Here is a 21064-nt window from a genome sequence, read left to right on the forward strand (position 1 = left end):
GGGAGTGGAGCGCTCAGCGGACGCGCGAGCGCTCGGGCACCGAGCAACCGGTGATGCGGATCTCGCACGTGCCGAGGCTCGCGCCGGTGAGGGCGCCGGCCCGGTCGAGCAGGAGCCGCCTGGCGCGCTCGGCGGCGGCCAGCACGGTCTCGTCGCCGAGGCCGATGGGGGTGGTGATGCGGAGGTCGAGGGCCGGGCCGCGCTCGACCACGTCGGCGCGCACGTCCGCGCGCGGGGCGCCGAACGCCTCCGCCGCGGCTGCGCGCACGGTGGCGCGCAGCGCGCGGGGGGCGATCGTGATCGCGCCGGGCACGTCGGTCACCCGACGCTCCTGCCGCGGGCCGCGTCGACAGCCGCCCGCAGGTCGAGCCTCCTGGTCGCGACCGCGCCGACGAGGGCGCCGAGGGCCGCGAGCGCGAGGCCGAGGAGGAAGCCCCCGAAGCCGAACGCGAGCGCGAGCGCCGCGAGGGCGAGCCCGGTCAGGACGCCGATCGTGATGGCGTTCATGCGGCGCGCGGCTCGTCGGGCTCGTCGTCCTCGCCCGGGATGTGCACGTCGGAGACGGTCACGTTGACCTCGGCGACCTCCATCCCGATGAGCTCGACGATCGCGGTGCTGACCGCGCGGCGCACGTTCTCGGCGACGATGTGCAGCTGCTCGGGGTAGGCGACGACGATCGTGACGTCGGCGGCCACCTGGTGCTCGCCGACCTCGACGCGCACGCCCTGGCCGAGGTCGCTCTGCCCGAGCGCGTCGCGGACGGCGCCGACCACGCGCGCCGCGCCGCCGCCGAGCGCGTGCACGCCGGGCACCTCGCGCGCGGCGATGCCGGCGATCTTGGCGACGACGGGGTCGACCACGGTCGTGGTGCCCTGCAGGCCGTCGGCCTTCAGCCCATCGGTCGGTGTGGTGCTGCTCATGGTGTCCTCCGGTTCCGGGGGCGGATCCCCCTTCGTGACTGTGACGTCACGAGCGATGGATTCGTCACGGATCCGCTCTGCAGATCTCGCGTCGGGTCGCAGACGGCGCTCGCCGCGACTGCGGCTACGCTCCGAGCAGATGAGCGTGCAGCTGGAGACGGCACCCGACGCACTCCTCGCGCAGCGCGCGAAGGACGGCGACGAGCGGGCGTTCGCCGTGCTCGTGCGGCGGCACTCGCCGTTCCTCATCGCGTTCGCCACCCGCTACCTGGGCGGCTCGAGCGACGCCGACGACGTCGTGCAGGAGGCGCTCGTCACTGCCTGGCGGCAGCTCGACGAGCTGCGGGAGCCCGCGCGCGTCCGCTCGTGGCTCGCGACCTCGGTGGCGAGGCGCGCGACCGACGTGCTGCGCACGCGGGCGCGCCGCGACGTGCAGCCGCTGCCCGACGAGGAGGGCCCGGCGACCTCGCCGCAGCCGGATGCCGTCGCCGAGGGCAGGGCGGCGACGCGAGCGCTCGGCGACGTGCTGGCGGCGCTCCCCGAGGACCAGCGCGAGGTGTGGCTGCTGCGCGAGATGGCGGAGCTCTCCTACGACGAGATCGCGGCGCGGCTCGAGGTCAGCCCCGCCACCGTGCGCGGCCGGCTGGCACGCGCCCGGGGTGCGGTGCTCGCGGCGATGGCAGAGTGGAGGTGACCATGGACGACACGATCGGAGGATCCGGCCGGACGCTCGAGCAGCTGTCCGCCTACTTCGACGCGGGCAGGTCGCCGCGGGTCGCCGCCATCGAGGAGGACGCGGAGTGCCGCGCCATGCTCGCGTCGATGGAGCGCCTGTCGCGCCTCACGCGGGCGCTCGTCGTCGAGGAGTCGGGCGCGGTCGACGCCGGATGGGTCGACCGCGTGCTGGCCGTGGTGCGGGACGAGGTGCGCGCCGGCCGCGACCTGCCGCTCGAGGCCATCGACGACCGCACCGAGACGACCGTCACCGAGGGGGCGCTGCGCGAGCTCGTCCGCCGCGCGGGCGACGAGGTCGACGACGTGCTCGTCGGCAGCGTCGAGCTGCGGATCGACGATGCGCCGGCGCTGCACGTGCGGGTCACCATCGGGGTGCGGTTCGGCTCGCCCATGCGCGCCAGGGCCGACGCCGTGCGCGCGGCCATCGGCGCCGCCCTCGCCGCGCACGCGCCGGCGCCGGTGCGCGAGATCGACGTGGTGATCGACGACGTCTTCGACGCGGGGGTGCTGGATGCCTGAGAGCCCGCAGCGCGTGGCAGAGCTCGTCGACGCGGCGGTCGCCGCGCATCCGAGCGTCGCGCGGGCGTACCGCGCCGTGCCGACCGTGGCCGGCCGGGCGGCGCCGTCGAGCGTGCTCGCGCACGTCACGCTGCTGCCCCGACGCGTGGCCGTGAGCGTGGGCGTCGCAGAGGTCGACGACTCGCGCGTCGTGGCCTCCGAGGTCGCCCGCGCGGTGCGCGACGCGCTGCCGGAGGACTGGGGCGACGCCGCGGTGCGCGTGCAGGTGCGCCGCATCGAGCAGCCGGAGGTCGACGCGCACGGCTGAGCGCGCACGGCGCGGCCCCACGTACGAGGTGGGATGATGGAGGGGATGCCTGCACTCCGCGAAGACCACCCGCTCAGCACCCGCACCGGCTCGTCCGGGCTGGTGCGGGCGTACCGCGGCGACCGCCCCGCGGTGACCCCCGTCTGGTTCATGCGGCAGGCCGGTCGATCGCTGCCCGAGTACCGCGAGCTGCGCCGCCGCACCGACGGCCCGGAGCGCGACATGCTCGACACGTGCCTCGACCCCGCGCTCGCGAGCGAGATCACGCTGCAGCCGGTGCGCCGCCACGGCGTCGACGCCGCCATCTTCTTCAGCGACATCATGGTGCCCCTGCGGCTCGCGGGCGTCGACGTCAAGATCGAGCCGGGCGTCGGCCCGGTGGTGGCGCAGCCGATCCGCACGCCGGAGGACGTCGAGCGGCTCGTCTCGCTCGACCCGGCAGCGCTCGACAGCGCGCTCGAGCCGGTGCGCGAGGGCGTGCGGCAGACGGTCGCCGGCCTCGCGGCGATCGGCGACGGCTCGACCCCGCTCATCGGGTTCGCGGGCGCCCCGTTCACGCTCGCCGCCTACCTCGTCGCGGGGCGTCCCTCGAAGGACCACCTCGAGGCGCGCACGCTCATGCGCGCGTTCCCGGATGCCTGGGACCGGCTCGCTCGCTGGACCGCCGACGTCACCGGCCGCTTCCTCCGCGCGCAGGTCGAGGAGGGCGCCTCCGCGGCCCAGCTCTTCGACTCGTGGGCGGGCTCGCTGCCGCTCGAGCAGTACCGCGAGCACGTCGCGCCTGCATCGCGCATCGCGCTCGACGCCGTGCGCGACCTCGTCGACGCATCCGGACGTCGGGTGCCGCTCGTGCACTTCGGCGTCGGCGCGGGCGAGCTCTACGGCGCGATGGACCTCGACGTCGACTGCGTCGGCGTCGACTGGCGCGTGCCGCTCGACGTCGCGCTCGAGCGCATCGGCTCCGACGTGACGGTGCAGGGCAACCTCGACCCCGCCGTGCTCGGCGCCCCGTGGGAGATCGTCGAGGCGGCGATCGACCACGTGATGATGGCCGGCTCCGTCGCCCGCGCGCACGTCTTCAACCTCGGCCACGGCGTGCCGCCGTCGACCGACCCGGATGTGCTGACGCGCATCGTGCAGGCGGTGCACGCGCGGTGACCGCTGACGCTGGGCAGGCGGACGCGACCCCGCTGCCCGAGGGCTCGCTGCCGGAGACCCCGCTGCCCGAGGCGCAGCGATGGGACTCGATCGTCGTCGGCGCGGGCGCCGGTGGCCTGACCGTCGCGCACGACCTCGCCGGTCGGGGCTACCGCGTGCTCGTGCTCGAGGCCTCGGATCGCCTGGGCGGCGTGGCCACCGGCATCGAGGTCGCGGGGCTCGCGCTCGACGCCGGCGCCGAGTCGTTCGCCACCCGCGGCGGCGCCGTCGCCGAGCTCGCTGCGGAGCTGGGCCTCGCCGACGACATCGTGTCGCCGAACCCGGCGGGTGCGTGGCTGCAGCTGGGCGACCGCGCGGTGCCGCTGCCGAAGGCTAGCCTGCTCGGCATCCCCTCGTCGCCGCTCGCGCGCGACGTCATCGACGCGCTCGGCTGGGGCGGCGCCATCCGCGCCTACGCGGATCGGCTCATGCCGGTGCTGCGCATCGGCAAGGACGACGCCCTCGGCCCGCTCGTGCGGCGCCGCATGGGGCGCAAGGCGCTCGACCGGCTCGTGGCGCCGCTCGCGGGCGGCGTCTACTCCGCCGACGTCGAGCGGCTCGACGTCGCGACGGTCGCGCCGGGGCTCAACAACGCGCTCACGCAGGCGGGCTCGCTCTCGGGCGCCGTCGCCGTCGTGCTCGAGGAGCGCGCCGCCGCGGTGGCGCGGGGCGACGCCGCGCCGAGCAACGCGCAGCGGCCCGGCTCGGCGGTGCAGGGCATCCGCGGGGGTGTCCACCGGATCACGGCCGCGCTCGCGGAGCGCGCTCGCGCGCACCACGCCGACCTGCGCACCGGGGTGCGCGTGACCTCGGCGTCCCCGACGCCGACCGGCTGGGCCGTCGAGACGGACGCGGGTGCCTTCGCCGGGTCGTCGCTCGTCGTCGCGCTGCCGGAGCCCGAGGCGCTGCGCGTGCTGGGCGGGCTCGACGGCTTCGCGCCGCTCGCGACCGACGCGGCCGGCGTGGCGGTCGAGCTCGTCACGCTCGTCCTCCCGCCCGGCGCGATCTCGGGCGACCCGCGCGGCACGGGCGTGCTCGTCGCGGCCGACGCCCCCGGCATCCGGGCGAAGGCGCTCACGCACGCGAGCGCGAAGTGGCCGTGGCTGCGCGAGGCGGCCGACGGCCGCGAGGTCGTGCGGCTGTCGTACGGCTCCGGCGCCGCCGCCCCCGCGACCGAGGGCCTCGACGACGACGCGGCCGCGGCGCTCGCGCTGCGGGACGCGCGCGCGATCCTCGGCCGCGACCTCCCCGAGCCGGTCGCGAGCGCGCGCGTGCGGTGGGAGCAGGGGCAGCCCACCACCGTCGTCGGCGCGCGCGGCCGCCAGCAGGCGCTGCGCGACGCCGCCGACGCGCACGCCAACCTGTTCCTGGTCGGCGCCGCGGTCGCCGGCACCGGCCTCGCGCAGGTCGTGCCGGACGCGCGGCGGGCGGCGCTCGGCATCCGCCGCGAGCGCTTCGCGGTGCCGGGCACCCCGTGGACCGACGAGGTGGCCCCCGACGAGCTGGCCCCCGATGCGGCCGCCGCGCACGACGAGACGGACGCGGCGGCGCCCGCCGCATCCGCCACCCCAGCACGAGACGCAGACGAGCGAGGAGACGCATGAGCGAGCACACGCCGCAGCAGGACACCGAGCAGCAGGACGACGGCTACACGATCTGGAGCGTCCACCGCCGGGGCACGACCGCCGACGGCGCGTCGGCCGCGGGCACGTCGCTGGCGGACGAGATCGCCGCGCTCGAGCGCGAGGGCATCGTCGTCCGCGGCATCTACGACGTCTCGGGGCTCCGCCACGACGCCGACGTGATGGTGTGGATGCACGGGGCGCCCGGCGCCGCCGTCGAGCCGCAGGCGCTGCAGGCGGCCGTGCGCCGCGTGCGCCGCACCCGCGAGCTCGCGGGCACCACGCAGACGTGGGGCGCGATGGGCGTGCACCGCGACGCCGAGTTCAACAAGCGCCACGTGCCGGGCTACATGCGCGGCATCGAGCCGAAGCAGTGGGTGACGGTCTACCCGTTCAACCGCTCGTACGACTGGTACCTGCTGCCGGCCGAGGACCGCGGCCGCATGCTCGCCGAGCACGGCCGCGCGGGCGCCGCCTACCGCGGCGTCGTGGCGAACACCGTCTCGGCGTTCGCGCTCGGCGACTACGAGTGGATCCTGCCGCTCGAGGCGGACGAGCTGACCGAGCTCGTCGACATGATGCGCGAGCTGCGGGCCGTCGAGGCGCGCATGCACGTGCGCGACGAGATCCCATTCTTCACGGGCCGCCGGATCGCGGCCGACGAGATCGAGGAGGTGCTCGCATGAGCGACACGACGACGACCGGCGGCTGCTGCGGCGGTGGGTGCTGCGGCACGTCCGCATCGGATGCCGTGCAGCAGCAGGTAGAGCAGCAGCAGAGCGAGCAGCAGCAGGCGGAGCAGCAGGCACCGCAGCGGCGCGAGACGAAGGCGCCGGCAGCGACCTCCGTGCACCTCGAGCCGGGTGCCGCCGTGCCGAGCGCGAGCCCGGCCGCGCAGGCGGGCCCCGAGCACGTGGAGGAGCCGGTCGCCTACGACGGCATCCTGCTGTCGGGCTTCGGCGGCCCGGAGGGGCAGGACGACGTCATCCCCTTCCTCCGGAACGTCACGCGCGGCCGCGGCATCCCGGACGAGCGCCTCGAGGAGGTCGCGGGCCACTACCGCCACTTCGGCGGCGTGAGCCCCATCAACGAGCAGAACCGCGAGCTCAAGGCGGCGCTCGAGGGCGCGCTCGCGGCCGCGGGCGTCGACCTGCCCGTCTACTGGGGCAACCGCAACTGGGCGCCCTACCTCGACGAGGCGCTGCAGCAGGCCGCCGATGCGGGTGCGACGCGCCTCATCGCCATCCCCACCTCGGCCTACTCCTCCTACTCGTCGTGCCGCCAGTACCGCGAGGACTGGGCGGATGCGCTCGAGGCGACCGGCCTGCAGGCGTCGATGCAGATCGACAAGGTGCGGCAGTTCTTCAACCACCCGGGCTTCCTGGCGACCTTCGTCGACGGCGTGCGCGCATCCGTCGCCGAGGCGCGCGAGGCGGGCTTCGCCGACGCCGAGATCGAGGTGCTCTTCGCGACCCACTCGATCCCGACCGCCGACGCCGAGCGCTCCGGCGCCCCCGACCTGCACGAGTGGGGGCCGGGCGGCGGCTACGAGGGCCAGCACCTCGCCGCCGCCGAGCACGTGATGGCGGAGGCGGCGCCCGGCATCGCCTGGCAGCTCGTCTACCAGTCGCGCTCCGGCCCCGCGTCGCAGCCGTGGCTCGAGCCCGACATCAACGACGCCATCGAGGCGCTCGAGTCGCGCAAGGCGATCGTGATCGTGCCGCTCGGCTTCGTGAGCGACCACATGGAGGTCATGTGGGACCTCGACGAGGAGGCCATCGAGACGGCCACCGAGGCGGGGCTGTGGGCGCGCCGCGCGCCGACCCCCGGCATCGATCCGCAGTACGTGGGCGCGCTCGTCGACCTCGTGCAGGAGCGCCTCGAGGGCCGGCCGGAGGCCGAGCGCAAGTCGGTCACCTCGATCCACACCTGGTACGACGTCTGCCGCCCCGGGTGCTGCGAGAACCCGCGCCTCGGGTTCCGGCCGGCGATCGCGGGGCTGCAGCCGTGACCATCCGGGTGGGCACGCGCGGCTCGGCGCTCGCGCTCGCGCAGACCACGGCGCTCGCGGCCCGCTTCGCGGGTGAGGTCGAGATCGTCGAGATCACGACGCAGGGCGACACCGACCGCTCGTCGCTGTCGCAGCTCGGCGGCACGGGCGTGTTCGTCTCGACGCTGCGGGATGCGCTGCTCGACGGCCGCGTCGACGTCGCCGTGCACTCGATGAAGGACCTCCCCACCGCGCCCGCCGCCGGCATCGAGCTCGCGGCCGTCACGAAGCGCGAGGACGCCCGCGACGCGCTGTGCGCGCGCGACGGGCTCACGCTCGCCGACCTGCCGGAGGGCGCCAAGGTGGGCACCGGCTCGCCGCGCCGCATGGCGCAGCTGCGGGTCGCGCGGCCCGACCTCGAGGTCGTCGACATCCGCGGCAACGTGCCGACGCGGCTCGCCCGTGCGCAGGGCGACCCGCAGACCGGGGAGCGCGACCTCGACGCGGTCGTGCTCGCGCTCGCGGGGCTCAAGCGCCTCGGGCTCGAGGACCGGGCGACCGAGGTGCTCGACCTCATCGACTTCCCGACCGCGCCCGCGCAGGGGGCGCTCGCGGTCGAGATCCGCGACGGCGACGGCGCGGCGCGAGCGGCGGTCGCGAAGACCGACCACGCGCCGACGCGCGCGGCGGTCGACGCCGAGCGACGCGTGCTCGCGGGGCTCGAGGCGGGCTGCGCGGCGCCGCTCGCCGCGCACGCGGAGGTCGCCGACGGGATGCTCTTCCTCTCGGCGATCGCGTACGCGACCGACGGCTCGAGCCGGGTGGCCGCATCCCACGCCTACACGCTCGACTCGACCAGGGCGTCCGAGCTCGAGGAGGCCGCGCGCGACGTGGCCGACCGCGCGGTGACCGAGCTGCTGGACGGCGGCGCGGCCGACCTCGTGCAGGCCGCCAGGGCGTAGTCCCGGGCGGCGAGCGACCGCCCGCACCGACCACCCCGTCGACGACGGGCCGTGACCACGAGCCCGGCTGGGTCTGCGAGGATGCGGAGCACCCACCACCGATCCCGGAGGAACCCATGCGCGTCCTGATCCCCCGAGGCGGCACCTGGGGCGACGAGGTGGCCGAGCTCGTCACCGATGCCGGCCTCGAGCCGCTCATCCTGCCGCTCGTGCAGATCGAGCCCGCCGAGGACCAGCAGCGGCTGCAGCAGATCCTCGGGCAGCTGGCGGAGGGCCGCTTCGACTGGCTGGTCGTCACGAGCCAGTCGACCGTGCGGGTGCTGCCGCGCGTGCCGTCCTCCGTGCAGGTCGCCGCGGTCGGCTCGGTGACGGCGGCATCGCTGCGCGAGCGCGGGGTGCCCGTCGCGTTCATCCCCGCGCGGCAGTCCGCGGCCGGGCTCGTCGACGAGTGGCCGATCCGCGAGGGCCGGGTGCTCTGGCCGCACGCGCTCGACGCGCGCCCGACCATCGCGAGCGGGCTGCGCCAGCACGGCATGCAGGTGACCGAGGTGGTCGCCTACCGCACGGTGCCGGTGTTCGAGTCGGGCGAGCAGCTCGTCGAGGCGGTGACCACGCAGACCGACGCGATCCCGATCATCGGCGCGCCGGTCCACCCCGCGAGGGTGGACGCGCAGCAGCAGCAGGCCGCGCAGGGCCCCGAGGCGGCCGAGCGCGACACCGGCGAGCAGGCCGCCCGCGAGCAGCAGGACAGGGACCACGTCTCGGAGCAGGGCGCTCATGACGCGGTGCTCACCGCCGTCGAGCCCGCAGAGACGCCGATCGACGCGGTGCTCGTCACCTCCGGCTCGGTGGCGAAGCAGGTCGCGCGGCTCGGCCTCGCGGCCGAGACCCGCATCATCGCGATCGGTGAGCAGACGGCGGAGGACTGCCGCAAGCACGGCCTGCAGGTCGCGGGCATCGCGCAGCGCCCGAACGCGCAGGCGCTCGTCGCCGCCCTCGTCGCCGCCACCGCCTGAATTCTCAACGTCGCGGGTGGTCGCACACCGGCGATATCGCCTCGTACCACCACCCGCGACGTCGAGAACCGGCATAGCCTGACGGCATGGCCGACACGAACCCCGCGCTCGAGGCGCTCGCCGCATCCGGGCTCGAGCATGAGATCACCCGCCACGGTCGGGTGTCGTCGCTCGCGGAGGCAGCCGAGGCCCGAGGGGTCAGCCCCGCCGAGGTCATCAAGACGATGGTCGTGCGCCGAGGGGAGGGCGACCACCTCCTCGTGCTCGTGCCGGGCGACCGCACGATCGCCTGGCCGAAGCTGCGGCAGCTGCTCGGCGTCAGCCGCCTGTCGATGCCCGACGCCGACGCCGCCTTTGCGGTGACGGGGTTCCGGCGCGGCACGATCACGCCGTTCGGGACGACCACGCCGCTGCCGATCGTCGCCGACGAGCGCGTGCTCGGCCACCGGGTGTCGATCGGCGGCGGCGAGCACGGCGTCGCGGCGACGGTCGACGGCGACGCGCTCGTCGCGTACCTGCACGCGCAGGTCGCCGACGTGACCGAGCACGAGGTCTGACCGGAACTGGGTCAGGCGGGCGGCTCGTCGAGCGCCCGCAGCACCTCGAGCACCTGCTCGGCGGGCATCTCGCACGGCCGCAGCAGCGTGCCGGCTCGGGTGCGCCAGACGTTGGCGCTCATCCGCCGCGCACCGCCGAGCTCCTCGCCGTCGATCGTGCTCGCGCGGCCGTCCGCGCGGTCGACCCGCGTGACGCCCCAGGCGCGCCCGTCGATGTGTTGCCGGCTCCAGCCGAGCGGCACGCGCGCGACGAGCGCGTCCAGGTCACTGCCGTCGACCTGCGGGTGCTCGCCGTCCACGGGTCAACGGTAGCGCCGGCGCCCGCGGACCTTCCGCTCCGTCGCGCGCTCCGCTAGCCTCGTGGGGCGATCGTCGGCGGTGTCAGCGCCGACGCCCCACGCCAGGAAGCAGCCGAGATGACCGAGATCCGCGGAGCCGCGACAGCGCGCTGACCCGACGACCACGCATCGTCGACGCATCCGTCAGCGCTCATCCGCTCTCGGAGGATCTCTCTTGGCACACCCTGTCATCGCGCTCTCGCGCGTCACCTTCCACTGGCCTGACGGCACCGGCGTCTTCGGCGCCCCGGGCATCTCCGGCGCGCTCGGCCACGGCCGCACGGGCATCGTCGGCCGCAACGGCGCCGGCAAGTCGACGTTGCTCGGGCTCATCGAGGGCCGGCTCGAGCCGGTCTCCGGCGAGCTCGTCGTGCACGGCAGCGTCGCGACGCTGCCGCAGCAGCTGGGCCTCGGTCCCGGCACCGTCGCGGATGCGCTCGGCATCCGCCCGGTGCTCGACGCCATCGCCGCGATCGAGCGCGGCGACGTCGCCACCCGGCACTTCGACGCGGTCGGCGACCGCTGGGGCGTCGAGGCGGAGGCGCTCGGCGAGCTGTCCGCGCTCGGCCTCGCCGGCGACGAGGCGCTGCTGCGGCGCCCGATCGCCGCGCTCTCCGGCGGCGAGGCCGTGCTCGTCGGGCTCGCCGCGATCCGGCTGCAGCGCGCCGACATCGCGCTGCTCGACGAGCCCACGAACAACTTGGATGCCGCCGCGCGCCGCCGCCTGCACGACGCGGTCTCGGCGTGGCGCGGGTCGCTGCTCGTGGTGAGCCACGACATCGAGCTGCTCGAGCGGGTCGACCGCATCGCCGAGCTGCGCGGGTCGGCCCTGCGCTCCTTCGAGGGCCCCTACTCGGTCTACCGCAGCGCGATCGAGGCGGAGCAGGCGGCGGCCGCGCATGCCGTGCGCGACGCCGAGCAGCTCGTCCGGCGCGAGCGCCGCGATCGCCTCGACGCCGCGGAGCAGCGGTCGAAGGCCGAGGCGGCCGGCCGCCGCGCGGGCCAGGCGGGCGGCATCCCGAAGATCGTCGCCGGCGGACTGCAGCGCAGGGCCGAGCGCACGAGCGCCCGTTCCAAGGCGCTGCACGAGGGGCGGGAGGCGACCGCCGAGGCGGCGCTCGAGCTGGCCGAGGAGCGGCTCCGCGACGACCGGTCGATCCGCATCGACCTGCCCGGCACGCGCGTGCCGCCCGGCCGCGACGTGCTCGCCCTGCGCACGAGCGCCGGCGAGGTGCTCGTCCGGGGCGCCGAGCGCATCGCGCTCACGGGCGGGAACGGCGCGGGCAAGACGACGCTGCTCGACGCGATCGCCGGCCTGGAGCCGCCGGCAGGACGGCCGGATCCGGTCGCCGAGGTGACGCACCGCATCCGGCAGACCGCGCTGCTGCCGCAGCGCATCCGCTTCGCCGACGGCGACGCGACGCTCGTCGACGCGGTGCGCGAGACGGCGCCGACGCGGCCGCCGCAGGAGGTGCGGGCGCAGCTCGCGCGGTTCCTCTTCCGCGGTGCGCGCGCCGAGCAGCGCGTGCGCGAGCTGTCGGGCGGCGAGCGCTTCCGGCTCGCGCTCGCGCGGTTGCTGCTCGCCGACCCGCCGCCGCAGCTGCTGCTGCTCGATGAGCCGACGAACTCGCTCGACCTCGACAGCATCGACGGGCTCGTGGATGCGCTCACCGCCTTCGAGGGAGCGGTCGTGGTCGTGAGCCACGACGCCGCGTTCCTCGAGCGCCTGGGGCTCACGCGCCGGTGGACGATCCATGGCGGCCGGTTCATCGACCGGCCGGCCTGACCGGCGTACGATCCGACCAGCACGAGGGAGCAGCCATGCACGTGGATCCTGAGGCGCTCGACACCGCCGTCGCGAAGCACGCGTTCACCGGCGTCGCGGCGATCGATGTGGGCGACCTGCGCACGCTCGAGCGCTGCGAGGGCCACCTGCACCGGGCGCTGCGGGTGCCCATGATCCCGGAGGCGCGCATCGCGATCGCGAGCGGCAGCAAGGCGTTCACCGCGCTCGCCGTCATGCGCCTCGTCGAGGACGGCAGCCTGCGCCTCGACCAGCCGGTGCGCGAGCTGCTCGGCGACGACCTGCCCCGCATCGACGATGCCGTCACGATCGAGCAGCTGCTGACCCACACGTCCGGCATCGGCGACTACCTCGACGAGGAGGCCGACTGGGAGCCCGAGGACTACGTGCTCACGGTGCCGTCGCACGAGCTCACGAGCGCCGCGGCGTTCCTGCCGATGCTCGACGGCCACGACCAGAAGCGCCCGCCGGGTGAGCGGTTCTCGTACTGCAACGGTGGCTACATGGTGCTCGCCGTGCTGCTCGAGCGCGTGACGGGCGAGGGCTACCACGACGTGGTGCGCCGGCTCGTGCTGGAGCCGGCGGGCCTCGAGCGCACCGGCTTCCTGCCGCTCAACGACCTGCCGGCGGATGCGGCACCCGGCTACGTGGCAGACGCGGGCGACCTCGTGAACACGCTGCACCTGCCGGTGCTCGGCAACGGCGACGGCGGCGCGTTCACGACCGCCGCCGACCTGCACCGCTTCTGGCTCGCGCTGCTCGACGGGCGCATCGTGTCGCGGGGCAGCGTCGAGGCGATGATCCGGCCGCGCTTCGACGTGCCCGACGAGCGCAAGCGGTACGGCATGGGCTTCTGGCTGCACCCGACCCACGACGCGCTCATCCTCGAGGGCTACGACGCCGGCGCCTCCTTCCGCTCGACGCACCTCGTCGCGAGCCGGACGACCGTGAGCGTGCTCGGCAACAGCTCGGAGGGCGGCTGGCCCGTGATCTTCGCGCTCGCCGACGCCGTCGACGCGGAGCTCGGCGCGTGAGCGACCCGCACGTGCTCGGCCCCGACCTGGCGCCGACGCCGTTCACCGCCGACGAGATCCGCGCCGGCAATCCCGACGGCCGCAGGCTGCTCGTGCGCACCCGGCTCGAGGGCCGCACGACCTACCACTGCGACAGCTTCCAGGACGGCGACGCGGACGGCTGCGCGCTCTCGCAGGTCGTGACGGATGCGTCGGGGACGCCCGTCGACGACCCGCGCACCTCGCGCGTCACCTGGCGCGAGCTGCAGGCGCACGCCGCCTTCCCGGAGGCGGCGACGACCGTGACGCACGAGCGCATCCGGCTCGCGGTCGGCGAGGTCGACTGCCTGCGGTACGACGTGCAACGGGACGACGGCGCCAGCACGTTCTGGTTCGCCGTGGACCGGCCCGGCATGCCGCTCCGCTACGCCTCCCGGGGCGCGGAGGTGGAGGTCGTCGAGATCGCCTGAGCGCCCGGCGCGTCAGCGGTCGATCGAGGCCATGTTCGCGTCGTCGTGCCGCGCGCCTGCTGCGGGCTCGAGCGCCTCGAGCCGCGCGATCTGGTCAGGCGAGAGCCTGATGCCGTCGGCCGCGGTGTTCTCCTCGACGCGCGCCACGCGGCGGGTGCCGGGGATCGGCGCGATGTCGTCGCCGCGCGACAGGATCCAGGCGAGCGCGGTCTGTGCCGGCGTCGCACCGATCTCGGCGCCGATCGCGGTGACCTCGTCGACGAGCGCGAGGTTGCGTGCGAAGCTGGCGTCGGTGAACCGCGGGTTGGTCTTGCGCCAGTCATCGTCGGCGACGTCGTCGACGCTGCGGATCCTGCCCGCGAGCAGCCCGTGCCCGAGCGGCGAGTAGGGCACGAAGCCGATGCCCAGCTCGCGCAGCACCGGCAGGATCTCGGCCTCGACATCGCGCGTCCAGAGCGAGTACTCCGTCTGCAGCGCCGTCACCGGGTGCACGGCGTGCGCCCGCCGGATCGTCTCGGCCGACGCCTCCGAGAGCCCGAGGTGCAGCACCTTGCCCGCGGCGACGAGCTCCGCGACCGCGCCGATGGTGTCCTCGATGGGCACGGCGGGGTCGACGCGGTGCTGGTAGTACAGGTCGATCCTGTCGGTGCCGAGGCGACGGAGGGAGCCCTCGACCGCGGCTCGGATGCTCTCCGGCCGGCTGTCGATCCGACCGACCGCGGGTTCGGCGCCGTCGCGGTGGGAGACGAGCCCGAACTTCGTCGCGATGACGACGTCGTCGCGGCGGCCGGCGACGGCGCGTCCGACGAGCTCCTCGCTGAGGAACGGCCCGTAGACCTCTGCGGTGTCGATGTGCGTGACGCCGAGCTCGAGCGCCCGGTGGATGGTGCGGGTGGACTCGTCGTGGTCGAGCGCCCCCTCGGACGTGTAGGTGCCGGCCATGGTCATGGCGCCGAGGCCGATGCGGGAGACCTCGAGGCCTCCGAGTCGTGCGGTCTGCATGGTGGTGCTCCTCCGGTTGGGGCCTATGCGGTGGGCTTGGCCCAGCGCTCGGCCGTGGTGGTGTCAGGGGTGTCAGGCGTCGTGCGAGAGCGAGGCGGAGAGCTCGCGGTGGGCGTCGATCTGCTGCTGCACGGTCGCCTGCTTCTGCTCGATCCCGGCCATGGCGTCTGCCCCTGCGATGAAGCGGCCGGGGAGCGCGCCGCCGTCGGACAGGGTCACGAGCGCCGCGGCGAGCTTCGCCGGGTCGCCGGCCTGCGTGCCGTGCATGCCGCGCCACGCCTCGATGGTCTGCGCGGTGCCCTCGGCGTAGTCCTCGATCTCGAGCTCCGGCCAGAGGGTCGACGAGCCCTCGACGAGCAGCTCGGTGCGGAAGAAGCCGGGCTCGACGGACATGGTCTCGATGCGGAACGGCGCGACCTCCTCGGCGAGCGACTCCATCCAGCCCTCGAGGGCGTGCTTCGAGGCGGCGTAGGCCGACGTGAACCCGCCGCCGACGAAGCCCGCGGTCGACGTGACCGTGATGATCTGGCCGGAGCGCTGCGCGCGGAGGACCGGCAGGACCGCGCGCGTGACGTTGAGCGGGCCGAAGAAGTTCGTCTCCATCTGCGCGCGCACCTGCTCGGGGCTGAGGGTCTCGAAGTAGCCGGCGTAGAAGTTGCCCGCGTTGTTGACGAGCACGTCGATGCGACCGAAGCGCTCGACCGCGGCGGCGGTGGCGCGCTCGGCGGATGCGGGGTCGGTGACGTCGAGCGCGACCGCCAGCAGGCGGTCGTGCTCGCCGAGGGCGGCGGTGACGCGCTGCGCGTCGCGGCCCGTCGCGACGACGGCGTGCCCTGCCGCGAGCGCTGCGTGGGCGATGTCGATGCCCATGCCGCGGCTCGCGCCGGTGATGAGCCAGACCTTGGGTTCAGCCATGGTGGGTGCTTCCTTCTCTCGGGTGCCGGCCCAGCGGCCGGGGTCCGTTGCGGATGCCACCAGTCAACGTGCGCGCCGCGGCCCGAGGGAGACCCGGTCGATAGGGTCACTGGCCGTACCTCCCTCGGGTGCCGGGGGTGGCCTAGCGTCGTCCCCATGGACATCCGGGACGACATCCGCGAGTTCCTGACCACCCGTCGGGCGCGGCTCACCCCTGCCGACGTGGGGCTGCCGGACTTCGGCGGCCGTCGCCGCGTGGCGGGGCTCCGTCGCGAGGAGGTCGCGCTGATCGCCGGCATGAGCGTCGAGTACTACGTGCGCCTCGAGCGCGGCAACGCGACGGGCGTCTCGGAGTCGGTGCTCGAGGGCATCGCGCGCGCCCTGCGGCTCGACGACGCCGAGGTGCAGCACCTGCACGACCTCGTGCGCGCCGCGAACGACGGCGCCGCTCCCGGGCGGCGGCGGGCACGACCCCGGACGCATGCGATCCGGCCCGGCATGCAGCAGCTCCTCGACGCGATGCACGGCATCCCGGTGGTGGTGCAGAACGGACGGCTCGACGTCGTGGGCGTCAACGCCCTGGGTCGCGCGCTGTTCTCGGAGCTCTTCGACAGCCCGCGCCAGCCGGCGAACTTCGCCCGCTACCTGTTCCTCGACCCGCGCGCCCCCCGGTTCTACCGGCAGTGGGACGACGCGGCCCAGCAGATCGTCGCCCTGCTGCGCGCTGAGGCCGGGCGCGCCCCGCGCGACCGCGAGCTCAGCGACCTCGTGGGCGAGCTCGCGACCTGCAGCGACACGTTCCGCGCGCTGTGGGCGTCGCATGACGTGCGGGAGCACCGGACGGGCGTCAAGCCGGTCACGCATCCGCTCGTCGGCGAGATCGACCTCTCGTTCGAGGCGCTCGACGTCAGCACCGAGCGCGGGCTGCAGCTGATCGCGTTCACCGCCGAGCCGGGCTCCGCGTCCGACGGGGCGCTGCGCCTGCTCGCGAGCTGGGCCGCGTCCGAGCCCGCGGCAGCGTCGGTCGACAGCCGGACCGCCGGCACGGGCGGGTAGCCGCGGCGCATGCCAGCATGATGCGACCGGCGCCGGCCGCGCGCCGACGGAGGGGAGCAGCATGACCGGGAGCCAGCCGCATCCCCTCGAAGCGGGAACCGGAGGCGGAGCGGGGGCATCCGCGCACCCGCCGCTCGACCACCGGCTGCGGCGCATGGTCGGCCGCGACCCGGATGAGCCGCACCGCAGCGCGACACCGCTCGAGCTGCTCTTCGACCTGACCTTCGTGGTCGCGTTCAGCCAGGCCGGGACCCAGGCCGCGCACCTGCTCGAGATCGGGCACGTCGTCCCGGCGATCATCGGCTTCACGATCGCGGTCTTCGCGATCTGCCTCGCCTGGATCAACTACTCGTGGCTCGCCTCGGCGTTCGACAACGACGACATCTTCTTCCGCGTCGCGACCATGGTGCAGATGATCGGCGTGCTCGTGCTCGCCCTCGGGCTCCCACCCGCGTTCCACTCGATCGACGAGGGCGAGCATCTCGACAACGGCGTGCTGGTCGGCGGCTACGTGATCATGCGCGTCGCCACCGTCGCGATGTGGCTCCGGGTCGCGCGCCACGCGCCGGCGCGGCGTCGATCCGCGCTCGCCTACGCGGGTGTGATCGGGCTCATCCAGGTCGGCTGGGCGACGACGATCGTCATCAATCCCGCACTGCCCGTCATGCTGGGGATCTTCGTGGTGCTCGGCACCCTCGAGCTGCTCGGCCCGTACGTGATCGAGCGCCGCGTGGGCAGCACGCCGTGGCACGCGCACCACATCGCCGAGCGCTACGCCCTGCTCGTCATCATCACCATCGGCGAGGTCATCCTCGGCACCATCCTCGCGATCTCGGCCGTCGTGGAGGAGCAGGGGTGGAGCGTCGAGGCCGGGCTCGTCGCCTTCGGCGGCACGGCGCTCGCGTTCTGCATGTGGTGGGTCTACTTCACGATGCCGTCGGGGAAGGTGCTGCATCGGTTCCGCGAGCGCGGGTTCACCTGGGGGTACGGGCACCTGGTGATCTTCGGCTCGATCGCGGCGACCGGCGCGGGCCTGCACGTCGCGGCGTACGAGATCCAGGGCGTGGCGCACATCGACCACGTGGCGGCGATGGTCACCGTCGCCGTGCCGGTCGGCGTGTTCCTCATCGCACTGTTCACGATCTACTCGCTGCTGCTGCGCGAGCTCGACCGGTTCCACATCCTGCTCTTCGCGCTCAGCGTGGCAACGCTCGTGGCCGCGGTGCTCGCGGTCGTCGCGGGCGCGAGCATGGGCACGGGCATCGTGCTCACGGCCTGCGCGCCGCTCGTCGTGATCGTCGGCTACGAGGCGGTCGGACACCGCCACCAGGCTGCGGCGCTGCACCGCGCGCTCGACCGGTAGCCCACGCCCGACAGCGCTCGGCCGCAGCGCGAGAGTACCCTTGGGAGGATGCCTCCCACCCTCCGCCCCCGCAGGCTGCGGCAGAGCGCTCCCATGCGCCGCCTCGTGGCCGAGACCCGCATCCACCCGGCGCAGCTCGTGCTCCCGATGTTCGTCGCCGAGGGGATCGACGAGCCCCGCGCGATCCGCTCGATGCCCGGGCAGGTGCAGCACACGCTCGACTCGGCGGCGCGCGAGGTCGAGCGCGCCATCGCCGCGGGCGTCGGCGGCATCATGCTCTTCGGTGTGCCGACGGCGAAGGATGCGGTGGGCTCCGGCGCGACCGATCCCGACGGCATCCTCAACGTGGCGACGCGCTTCCTCGCCGAGCGCTTCGGCGACGCGACGGTCGTGCAGACCGACCTGTGCCTCGACGAGTTCACCGACCACGGCCACTGCGGCGTGCTCGACGAGCGCGGCGCGGTCGACAACGACGCGACGCTCGAGCGCTATGCGGCGATGGCGATCGCGCAGGCGGAGGCAGGCTCCCAGATCCTGGGCCTGAGCGGCATGATGGACGGCCAGGTCGAGCATGTGCGCGCCGCGCTCGACGCGGCCGGTCACCTCGACACGGCGATCCTCGCCTACTCGGCGAAGTACGCGACCGCGCTCTACGGTCCCTTCCGCGAGGCGGTCGACTCGAGCCTCACCGGCGACCGCAAGACCTACCAGCAGGACCCGGCGAACCGCCGCGAGGGCCTGCGCGAGGCGCTGCTCGACATCGCCGAGGGCGCCGACATCGTGATGGTGAAGCCGGCGAGCCTCTACCTCGACGTGCTCGCCGACGTGGCCGCGGCCTCCGACGTGCCGGTGTGGGCCTACCAGGTCTCCGGCGAGTACGCGATGGTCGAGGCGGCCGCCGCGAACGGCTGGATCGACCGCGACCGCATGATCGCCGAGAGCCTGACGAGCATCGTGCGCGCGGGCGCCGACGTCGTGCTCACGTACTGGGCGATCGAGCACGCGCAGCTGCTGGGCACCCACGGACTGGGCGCGCCGACGACGGGAGCAGGACGATGAGCACGAACGCCGAGCTGTTCGAGCGGGCGAAGCTCGCGATCCCGGGCGGCGTCAACAGCCCCGTGCGCGCCTTCGGCTCGGTCGGCGGCACACCCGCGTTCCTCGTGCGCGCGAAGGGCGCCCACGTGACCGACGCCGAGGGCCGCGACCTCGTCGACCTGGTCGCGAGCTGGGGGCCGGCGATCCTCGGCCACGCGCACCCGGAGGTCGTCGAGGCGGTGCAGGACGCCGCCGCGCACGGACTCTCGTTCGGCGCCTCGACGCCCGCCGAGGCGCTGCTCGCCGAGGAGGTGGAGCGGCGCGTCGGCCCGGTCGAGCGGCTGCGGCTCGTCTCCACCGGCACCGAGGCGACGATGACCGCGATCCGGCTCGCGCGCGGCGCGACCGGCCGCGACCTGCTCGTGAAGTTCGACGGGCACTACCACGGCCACTCCGACGGCCTGCTCGTCGCGGCGGGCTCCGGCCTCGCGACGCTTGCGATGCCCGGCTCGGCCGGCATCCCCGCAGCGGTCGCGGCCACGACGGTCGTGGTGCCCTACAACGACCGCGCTGCGATCGAGCAGCTGTTCGCCGAGCGCGGCAGCGAGATCGCCGCGATCATCGTCGAGGCGGCCGCCGCCAACATGGGCCTCGTCGAGCCCGACGGCGACTTCAACGCCTTCCTCGCCCGCACGGCGCACGCCCACGGCGCGCTGCTCATCAGCGACGAGGTGCTCACCGGCTTCCGCGTGCACCGCGCCGGCATGTGGGGGCTGGAGCAGTGGACGGGCGACGACGCCCCCGACCTCCTGACCTTCGGCAAGGTCATCGGCGGCGGCATGCCGCTCGCCGCGCTCGGCGGCCGCCGCGAGCTCATGGAGCTGCTCGCGCCGCTCGGCCCCGTCTACCAGGCGGGCACCCTGTCGGGGAACCCCGTCGCGGTCGCGGCCGGCCTCACGACGCTGCGCCTCGCGACCGACGACGTCTACCGCAGGCTCGACCACGCGGCCGACGTCATCACCGATGCGCTCGCGGAAGCCCTGCGGGCGGAGGGCGTCGCGCACGCGATCTCGCGCGTCGGCAGCCTGTTCTCGGTCGCGTTCCGCGACGGCGCCCCGCGCAACTTCGACGAGGTGAAGGCGCAGGACGCCTTCCGCTACCCGCCGTTCTTCCACGCGATGCTCGACGCAGGTGTGAGCCTGCCGCCGAGCGTGTTCGAGGCGTGGTTCGTGACCGCCGCGCACGACGAGGCGGCGCTCGGCCGCATCGTCGACGCGCTGCCGGGAGCGGCGCGCGCGGCAGCGGCGGCGACCGCCGTCTGACCCTGGCCCTAGGCGGACGACCGCCCGCGGACTAGCGTGGCGGCATGGCGACGTCGCCGAGGTGCCCGAGCTGCGGCACCCCCATGCGCGAGATCGTGTGGGGGTACGGCACGATCGCCGACGTCGAGGACGCGGGCGACGTGGTGATCGGCGGATGCGTCATCGACGTCGACGACGACGGCCGCGTCGCCGCGCTCCAGTGCCCGGTCTGCGGCACGCGCGCCGACGCCCAGGGCGTCGCGCTCGAGGCGCCGCAGGCGCCGGCGACCACCGAGCACCCCTTCGCCGTGAGCTTCAGCAGCCCGCCCCGGGAACGATGGGAGGTCACCATGACGGATGCGCACGAGGTGCGACCCGACACCGCATCGTCGCACGCACCGCCGGACGGCGCGGATGCGTCGCCGTTCGTCGACGAGGACTTCGGCGGCGCCGCGGCCGGCGACGGGTGGCGCGATCGCGTCGAGCCGTACTCGTCGCGCGACGACGCGCTGCCGCCGCCATCCGCGCCCACGCCCGACCACGTCGAGCCGTACGCCTCGCGGGAGGACCCGCTGCCCGCCGGCGGACCCGTGACGCCCGATCACGTCGAGCCCTACGCGTCGCGCGCGCACGACCTGCCGCCGGCATCCGCGCCCGGCCGCGACCACGTCGACCCCTACGCCTCGCGCGACGACCAGCTGCCGCAGGCGACCGGCGCGTGGCGCGAGCGGGTCGAGCCGTACACCGGCTCGGCGGCCGACGAGGCGCCCGTCGACCCGGCAGCCGCGGGCATCCCGCCGGTCGACGACGGTGCCGACGTCGTGCCGGGCGAGGCCGTCGACGCCCGCTGGAGCTTCACGAGCGACTTCACCGACGCCGAGGAGGAGGGCTGGCCGCCCGGCAGCCGCGACGACGACTGATGCCGCGGCGCGACCGCGA

At 74.8% G+C, this 21064-nt stretch carries 24 protein-coding genes; 18 read left to right on the forward strand and 6 right to left on the reverse strand.

Going from position 1 to position 21064, the window contains the following annotated elements:
* Positions 1–13: 13 nt before the first annotated feature.
* The 3 genes from ABIB37_RS05265 to ABIB37_RS05275 are packed head-to-tail and all read right to left on the reverse strand — an operon-like array spanning position 14 to position 920.
* Positions 14–322, reverse strand: a complete 309-nt coding sequence (locus tag ABIB37_RS05265; protein WP_354257620.1) for a hypothetical protein — start codon at positions 320–322, stop codon at positions 14–16.
* On the reverse strand, positions 319–507 hold the full coding sequence (locus ABIB37_RS05270; protein WP_354257623.1) for a hypothetical protein: 189 nt from the start codon (positions 505–507) through the stop codon (positions 319–321). The genes ABIB37_RS05265 and ABIB37_RS05270 overlap by 4 nt, the downstream gene beginning before the upstream one ends.
* Positions 504–920, reverse strand: a complete 417-nt coding sequence (locus tag ABIB37_RS05275; protein ID WP_354257626.1) for an Asp23/Gls24 family envelope stress response protein — start codon at positions 918–920, stop codon at positions 504–506. The genes ABIB37_RS05270 and ABIB37_RS05275 overlap by 4 nt, the downstream gene beginning before the upstream one ends.
* 139 nt (positions 921–1059) lie before the next feature.
* Between ABIB37_RS05275 and ABIB37_RS05280 the strand changes: the two genes are divergently transcribed.
* The 10 genes from ABIB37_RS05280 (at position 1060) to ABIB37_RS05325 (ending at position 9825) form a co-directional block, all read left to right on the forward strand.
* A complete protein-coding gene (locus ABIB37_RS05280) occupies positions 1060–1614 on the forward strand; it encodes an RNA polymerase sigma factor (protein WP_354257629.1) in 555 nt (184 codons plus the stop codon).
* Positions 1615–1616: 2 nt separating this feature from the next.
* A complete protein-coding gene (locus ABIB37_RS05285; RefSeq protein ID WP_354257632.1) occupies positions 1617–2174 on the forward strand; it encodes a hypothetical protein in 558 nt (185 codons plus the stop codon).
* Complete coding sequence (locus ABIB37_RS05290) at positions 2167–2481, forward strand: hypothetical protein (RefSeq protein ID WP_354257635.1); 315 nt, start codon at positions 2167–2169, stop codon at positions 2479–2481. The genes ABIB37_RS05285 and ABIB37_RS05290 overlap by 8 nt, the downstream gene beginning before the upstream one ends.
* 45 nt (positions 2482–2526) lie before the next feature.
* Entirely contained in the window at positions 2527–3639 is a 1113-nt protein-coding gene (gene hemE, locus ABIB37_RS05295) for a uroporphyrinogen decarboxylase (protein WP_354257638.1), read from the forward strand.
* A complete protein-coding gene (gene hemG, locus ABIB37_RS05300; RefSeq protein ID WP_354257640.1) occupies positions 3636–5282 on the forward strand; it encodes a protoporphyrinogen oxidase in 1647 nt (548 codons plus the stop codon). Before hemE ends, hemG begins: the two co-directional genes overlap by 4 nt.
* Positions 5279–5986 (forward strand): hydrogen peroxide-dependent heme synthase, encoded by a 708-nt coding sequence (hemQ, locus tag ABIB37_RS05305; RefSeq protein WP_354257643.1) that lies wholly within the window; start codon positions 5279–5281, stop codon positions 5984–5986. The genes hemG and hemQ overlap by 4 nt, the downstream gene beginning before the upstream one ends.
* The gene (locus ABIB37_RS05310; protein WP_354257645.1) at positions 5983–7311 is read left to right on the forward strand and encodes a ferrochelatase; all 1329 of its coding nucleotides are present in this window, start codon (positions 5983–5985) and stop codon (positions 7309–7311) included. The genes hemQ and ABIB37_RS05310 overlap by 4 nt, the downstream gene beginning before the upstream one ends.
* Positions 7308–8252, forward strand: coding sequence for a hydroxymethylbilane synthase (hemC, locus tag ABIB37_RS05315; RefSeq protein WP_354257647.1), 945 nt, complete (start codon positions 7308–7310; stop codon positions 8250–8252). The genes ABIB37_RS05310 and hemC overlap by 4 nt, the downstream gene beginning before the upstream one ends.
* Positions 8253–8368: 116 nt before the next feature.
* On the forward strand, positions 8369–9268 hold the full coding sequence (locus tag ABIB37_RS05320) for a uroporphyrinogen-III synthase (protein WP_354257649.1): 900 nt from the start codon (positions 8369–8371) through the stop codon (positions 9266–9268).
* Positions 9269–9354: 86 nt separating this feature from the next.
* A complete protein-coding gene (locus ABIB37_RS05325; RefSeq protein ID WP_354257652.1) occupies positions 9355–9825 on the forward strand; it encodes an aminoacyl-tRNA deacylase in 471 nt (156 codons plus the stop codon).
* Positions 9826–9836: 11 nt separating this feature from the next.
* On the opposite strand, the gene ABIB37_RS05330 is transcribed toward ABIB37_RS05325, so the two are convergent.
* The gene (locus tag ABIB37_RS05330) at positions 9837–10124 is read right to left on the reverse strand and encodes a peptide methionine sulfoxide reductase (RefSeq protein WP_354257655.1); all 288 of its coding nucleotides are present in this window, start codon (positions 10122–10124) and stop codon (positions 9837–9839) included.
* A 214-nt stretch (positions 10125–10338) separates the two neighbouring features.
* Here ABIB37_RS05330 and ABIB37_RS05335 point away from each other — a divergent pair, with 214 nt between their 5' ends.
* From ABIB37_RS05335 to ABIB37_RS05345, 3 genes are read left to right on the forward strand one after another with little or no spacing between them, the layout of a single operon-like run.
* Positions 10339–11949 (forward strand): ABC-F family ATP-binding cassette domain-containing protein, encoded by a 1611-nt coding sequence (locus tag ABIB37_RS05335; RefSeq protein ID WP_354257657.1) that lies wholly within the window; start codon positions 10339–10341, stop codon positions 11947–11949.
* A 35-nt stretch (positions 11950–11984) separates the two neighbouring features.
* Positions 11985–13001, forward strand: a complete 1017-nt coding sequence (locus ABIB37_RS05340; protein WP_354257660.1) for a serine hydrolase domain-containing protein — start codon at positions 11985–11987, stop codon at positions 12999–13001.
* Positions 12998–13450, forward strand: a complete 453-nt coding sequence (locus ABIB37_RS05345; RefSeq protein WP_354257663.1) for a hypothetical protein — start codon at positions 12998–13000, stop codon at positions 13448–13450. The genes ABIB37_RS05340 and ABIB37_RS05345 overlap by 4 nt, the downstream gene beginning before the upstream one ends.
* 12 nt (positions 13451–13462) lie before the next feature.
* On the opposite strand, the gene ABIB37_RS05350 is transcribed toward ABIB37_RS05345, so the two are convergent.
* Positions 13463–14452, reverse strand: coding sequence for an aldo/keto reductase (locus ABIB37_RS05350; protein WP_354257665.1), 990 nt, complete (start codon positions 14450–14452; stop codon positions 13463–13465).
* Positions 14453–14524: 72 nt separating this feature from the next.
* On the reverse strand, positions 14525–15367 hold the full coding sequence (locus ABIB37_RS05355; RefSeq protein ID WP_354257668.1) for an SDR family oxidoreductase: 843 nt from the start codon (positions 15365–15367) through the stop codon (positions 14525–14527).
* A 156-nt stretch (positions 15368–15523) separates the two neighbouring features.
* Between ABIB37_RS05355 and ABIB37_RS05360 the strand changes: the two genes are divergently transcribed.
* The 5 genes from ABIB37_RS05360 to ABIB37_RS05380 all read left to right on the forward strand — a co-directional run bounded on the left by ABIB37_RS05360 (position 15524) and on the right by ABIB37_RS05380 (position 21045).
* A complete protein-coding gene (locus ABIB37_RS05360; RefSeq protein WP_354257671.1) occupies positions 15524–16423 on the forward strand; it encodes a helix-turn-helix domain-containing protein in 900 nt (299 codons plus the stop codon).
* Between the two features lie 61 nt (positions 16424–16484).
* Positions 16485–17786: a low temperature requirement protein A gene (locus ABIB37_RS05365; protein ID WP_354257674.1), complete on the forward strand. Its 1302-nt coding sequence runs from the start codon at positions 16485–16487 to the stop codon at positions 17784–17786.
* Between the two features lie 48 nt (positions 17787–17834).
* A complete protein-coding gene (gene hemB / locus ABIB37_RS05370; RefSeq protein ID WP_354257677.1) occupies positions 17835–18845 on the forward strand; it encodes a porphobilinogen synthase in 1011 nt (336 codons plus the stop codon).
* Positions 18842–20146, forward strand: a complete 1305-nt coding sequence (gene hemL / locus ABIB37_RS05375; protein ID WP_354257679.1) for a glutamate-1-semialdehyde 2,1-aminomutase — start codon at positions 18842–18844, stop codon at positions 20144–20146. Before hemB ends, hemL begins: the two co-directional genes overlap by 4 nt.
* 83 nt (positions 20147–20229) lie before the next feature.
* Positions 20230–21045: a hypothetical protein gene (locus ABIB37_RS05380; protein WP_354257682.1), complete on the forward strand. Its 816-nt coding sequence runs from the start codon at positions 20230–20232 to the stop codon at positions 21043–21045.
* Positions 21046–21064 lie beyond the last annotated feature (19 nt).

The organism is Agrococcus sp. UYP10 (genome assembly GCF_040547205.1).
Lineage (GTDB): Bacteria > Actinomycetota > Actinomycetes > Actinomycetales > Microbacteriaceae > Agrococcus > Agrococcus jenensis.

What these genes read in the sequence shown, in the direction of transcription:
- ABIB37_RS05280 (WP_354257629.1), top strand. Translation starts at nt 1,060, where the DNA reads ATGAGCGTGCAGCTGGAGACGGCACCCGACGCACTCCTCGCGCAGCGC.
- ABIB37_RS05320 (WP_354257649.1), top strand. Translation starts at nt 8,369, where the DNA reads ATGCGCGTCCTGATCCCCCGAGGCGGCACCTGGGGCGACGAGGTGGCC.
- ABIB37_RS05310 (WP_354257645.1), top strand. Translation starts at nt 5,983, where the DNA reads ATGAGCGACACGACGACGACCGGCGGCTGCTGCGGCGGTGGGTGCTGC.
- ABIB37_RS05355 (WP_354257668.1), bottom strand. Translation starts at nt 15,367, where the DNA reads ATGGCTGAACCCAAGGTCTGGCTCATCACCGGCGCGAGCCGCGGCATG.
- hemQ (WP_354257643.1), top strand. Translation starts at nt 5,279, where the DNA reads ATGAGCGAGCACACGCCGCAGCAGGACACCGAGCAGCAGGACGACGGC.
- ABIB37_RS05340 (WP_354257660.1), top strand. Translation starts at nt 11,985, where the DNA reads ATGCACGTGGATCCTGAGGCGCTCGACACCGCCGTCGCGAAGCACGCG.
- ABIB37_RS05325 (WP_354257652.1), top strand. Translation starts at nt 9,355, where the DNA reads ATGGCCGACACGAACCCCGCGCTCGAGGCGCTCGCCGCATCCGGGCTC.
- ABIB37_RS05290 (WP_354257635.1), top strand. Translation starts at nt 2,167, where the DNA reads ATGCCTGAGAGCCCGCAGCGCGTGGCAGAGCTCGTCGACGCGGCGGTC.
- ABIB37_RS05360 (WP_354257671.1), top strand. Translation starts at nt 15,524, where the DNA reads ATGGACATCCGGGACGACATCCGCGAGTTCCTGACCACCCGTCGGGCG.
- hemB (WP_354257677.1), top strand. Translation starts at nt 17,835, where the DNA reads ATGCCTCCCACCCTCCGCCCCCGCAGGCTGCGGCAGAGCGCTCCCATG.
- ABIB37_RS05350 (WP_354257665.1), bottom strand. Translation starts at nt 14,452, where the DNA reads ATGCAGACCGCACGACTCGGAGGCCTCGAGGTCTCCCGCATCGGCCTC.
- ABIB37_RS05365 (WP_354257674.1), top strand. Translation starts at nt 16,485, where the DNA reads ATGACCGGGAGCCAGCCGCATCCCCTCGAAGCGGGAACCGGAGGCGGA.
- ABIB37_RS05275 (WP_354257626.1), bottom strand. Translation starts at nt 920, where the DNA reads ATGAGCAGCACCACACCGACCGATGGGCTGAAGGCCGACGGCCTGCAG.
- ABIB37_RS05380 (WP_354257682.1), top strand. Translation starts at nt 20,230, where the DNA reads ATGCGCGAGATCGTGTGGGGGTACGGCACGATCGCCGACGTCGAGGAC.
- ABIB37_RS05285 (WP_354257632.1), top strand. Translation starts at nt 1,617, where the DNA reads ATGGACGACACGATCGGAGGATCCGGCCGGACGCTCGAGCAGCTGTCC.
- hemE (WP_354257638.1), top strand. Translation starts at nt 2,527, where the DNA reads ATGCCTGCACTCCGCGAAGACCACCCGCTCAGCACCCGCACCGGCTCG.
- hemL (WP_354257679.1), top strand. Translation starts at nt 18,842, where the DNA reads ATGAGCACGAACGCCGAGCTGTTCGAGCGGGCGAAGCTCGCGATCCCG.
- ABIB37_RS05270 (WP_354257623.1), bottom strand. Translation starts at nt 507, where the DNA reads ATGAACGCCATCACGATCGGCGTCCTGACCGGGCTCGCCCTCGCGGCG.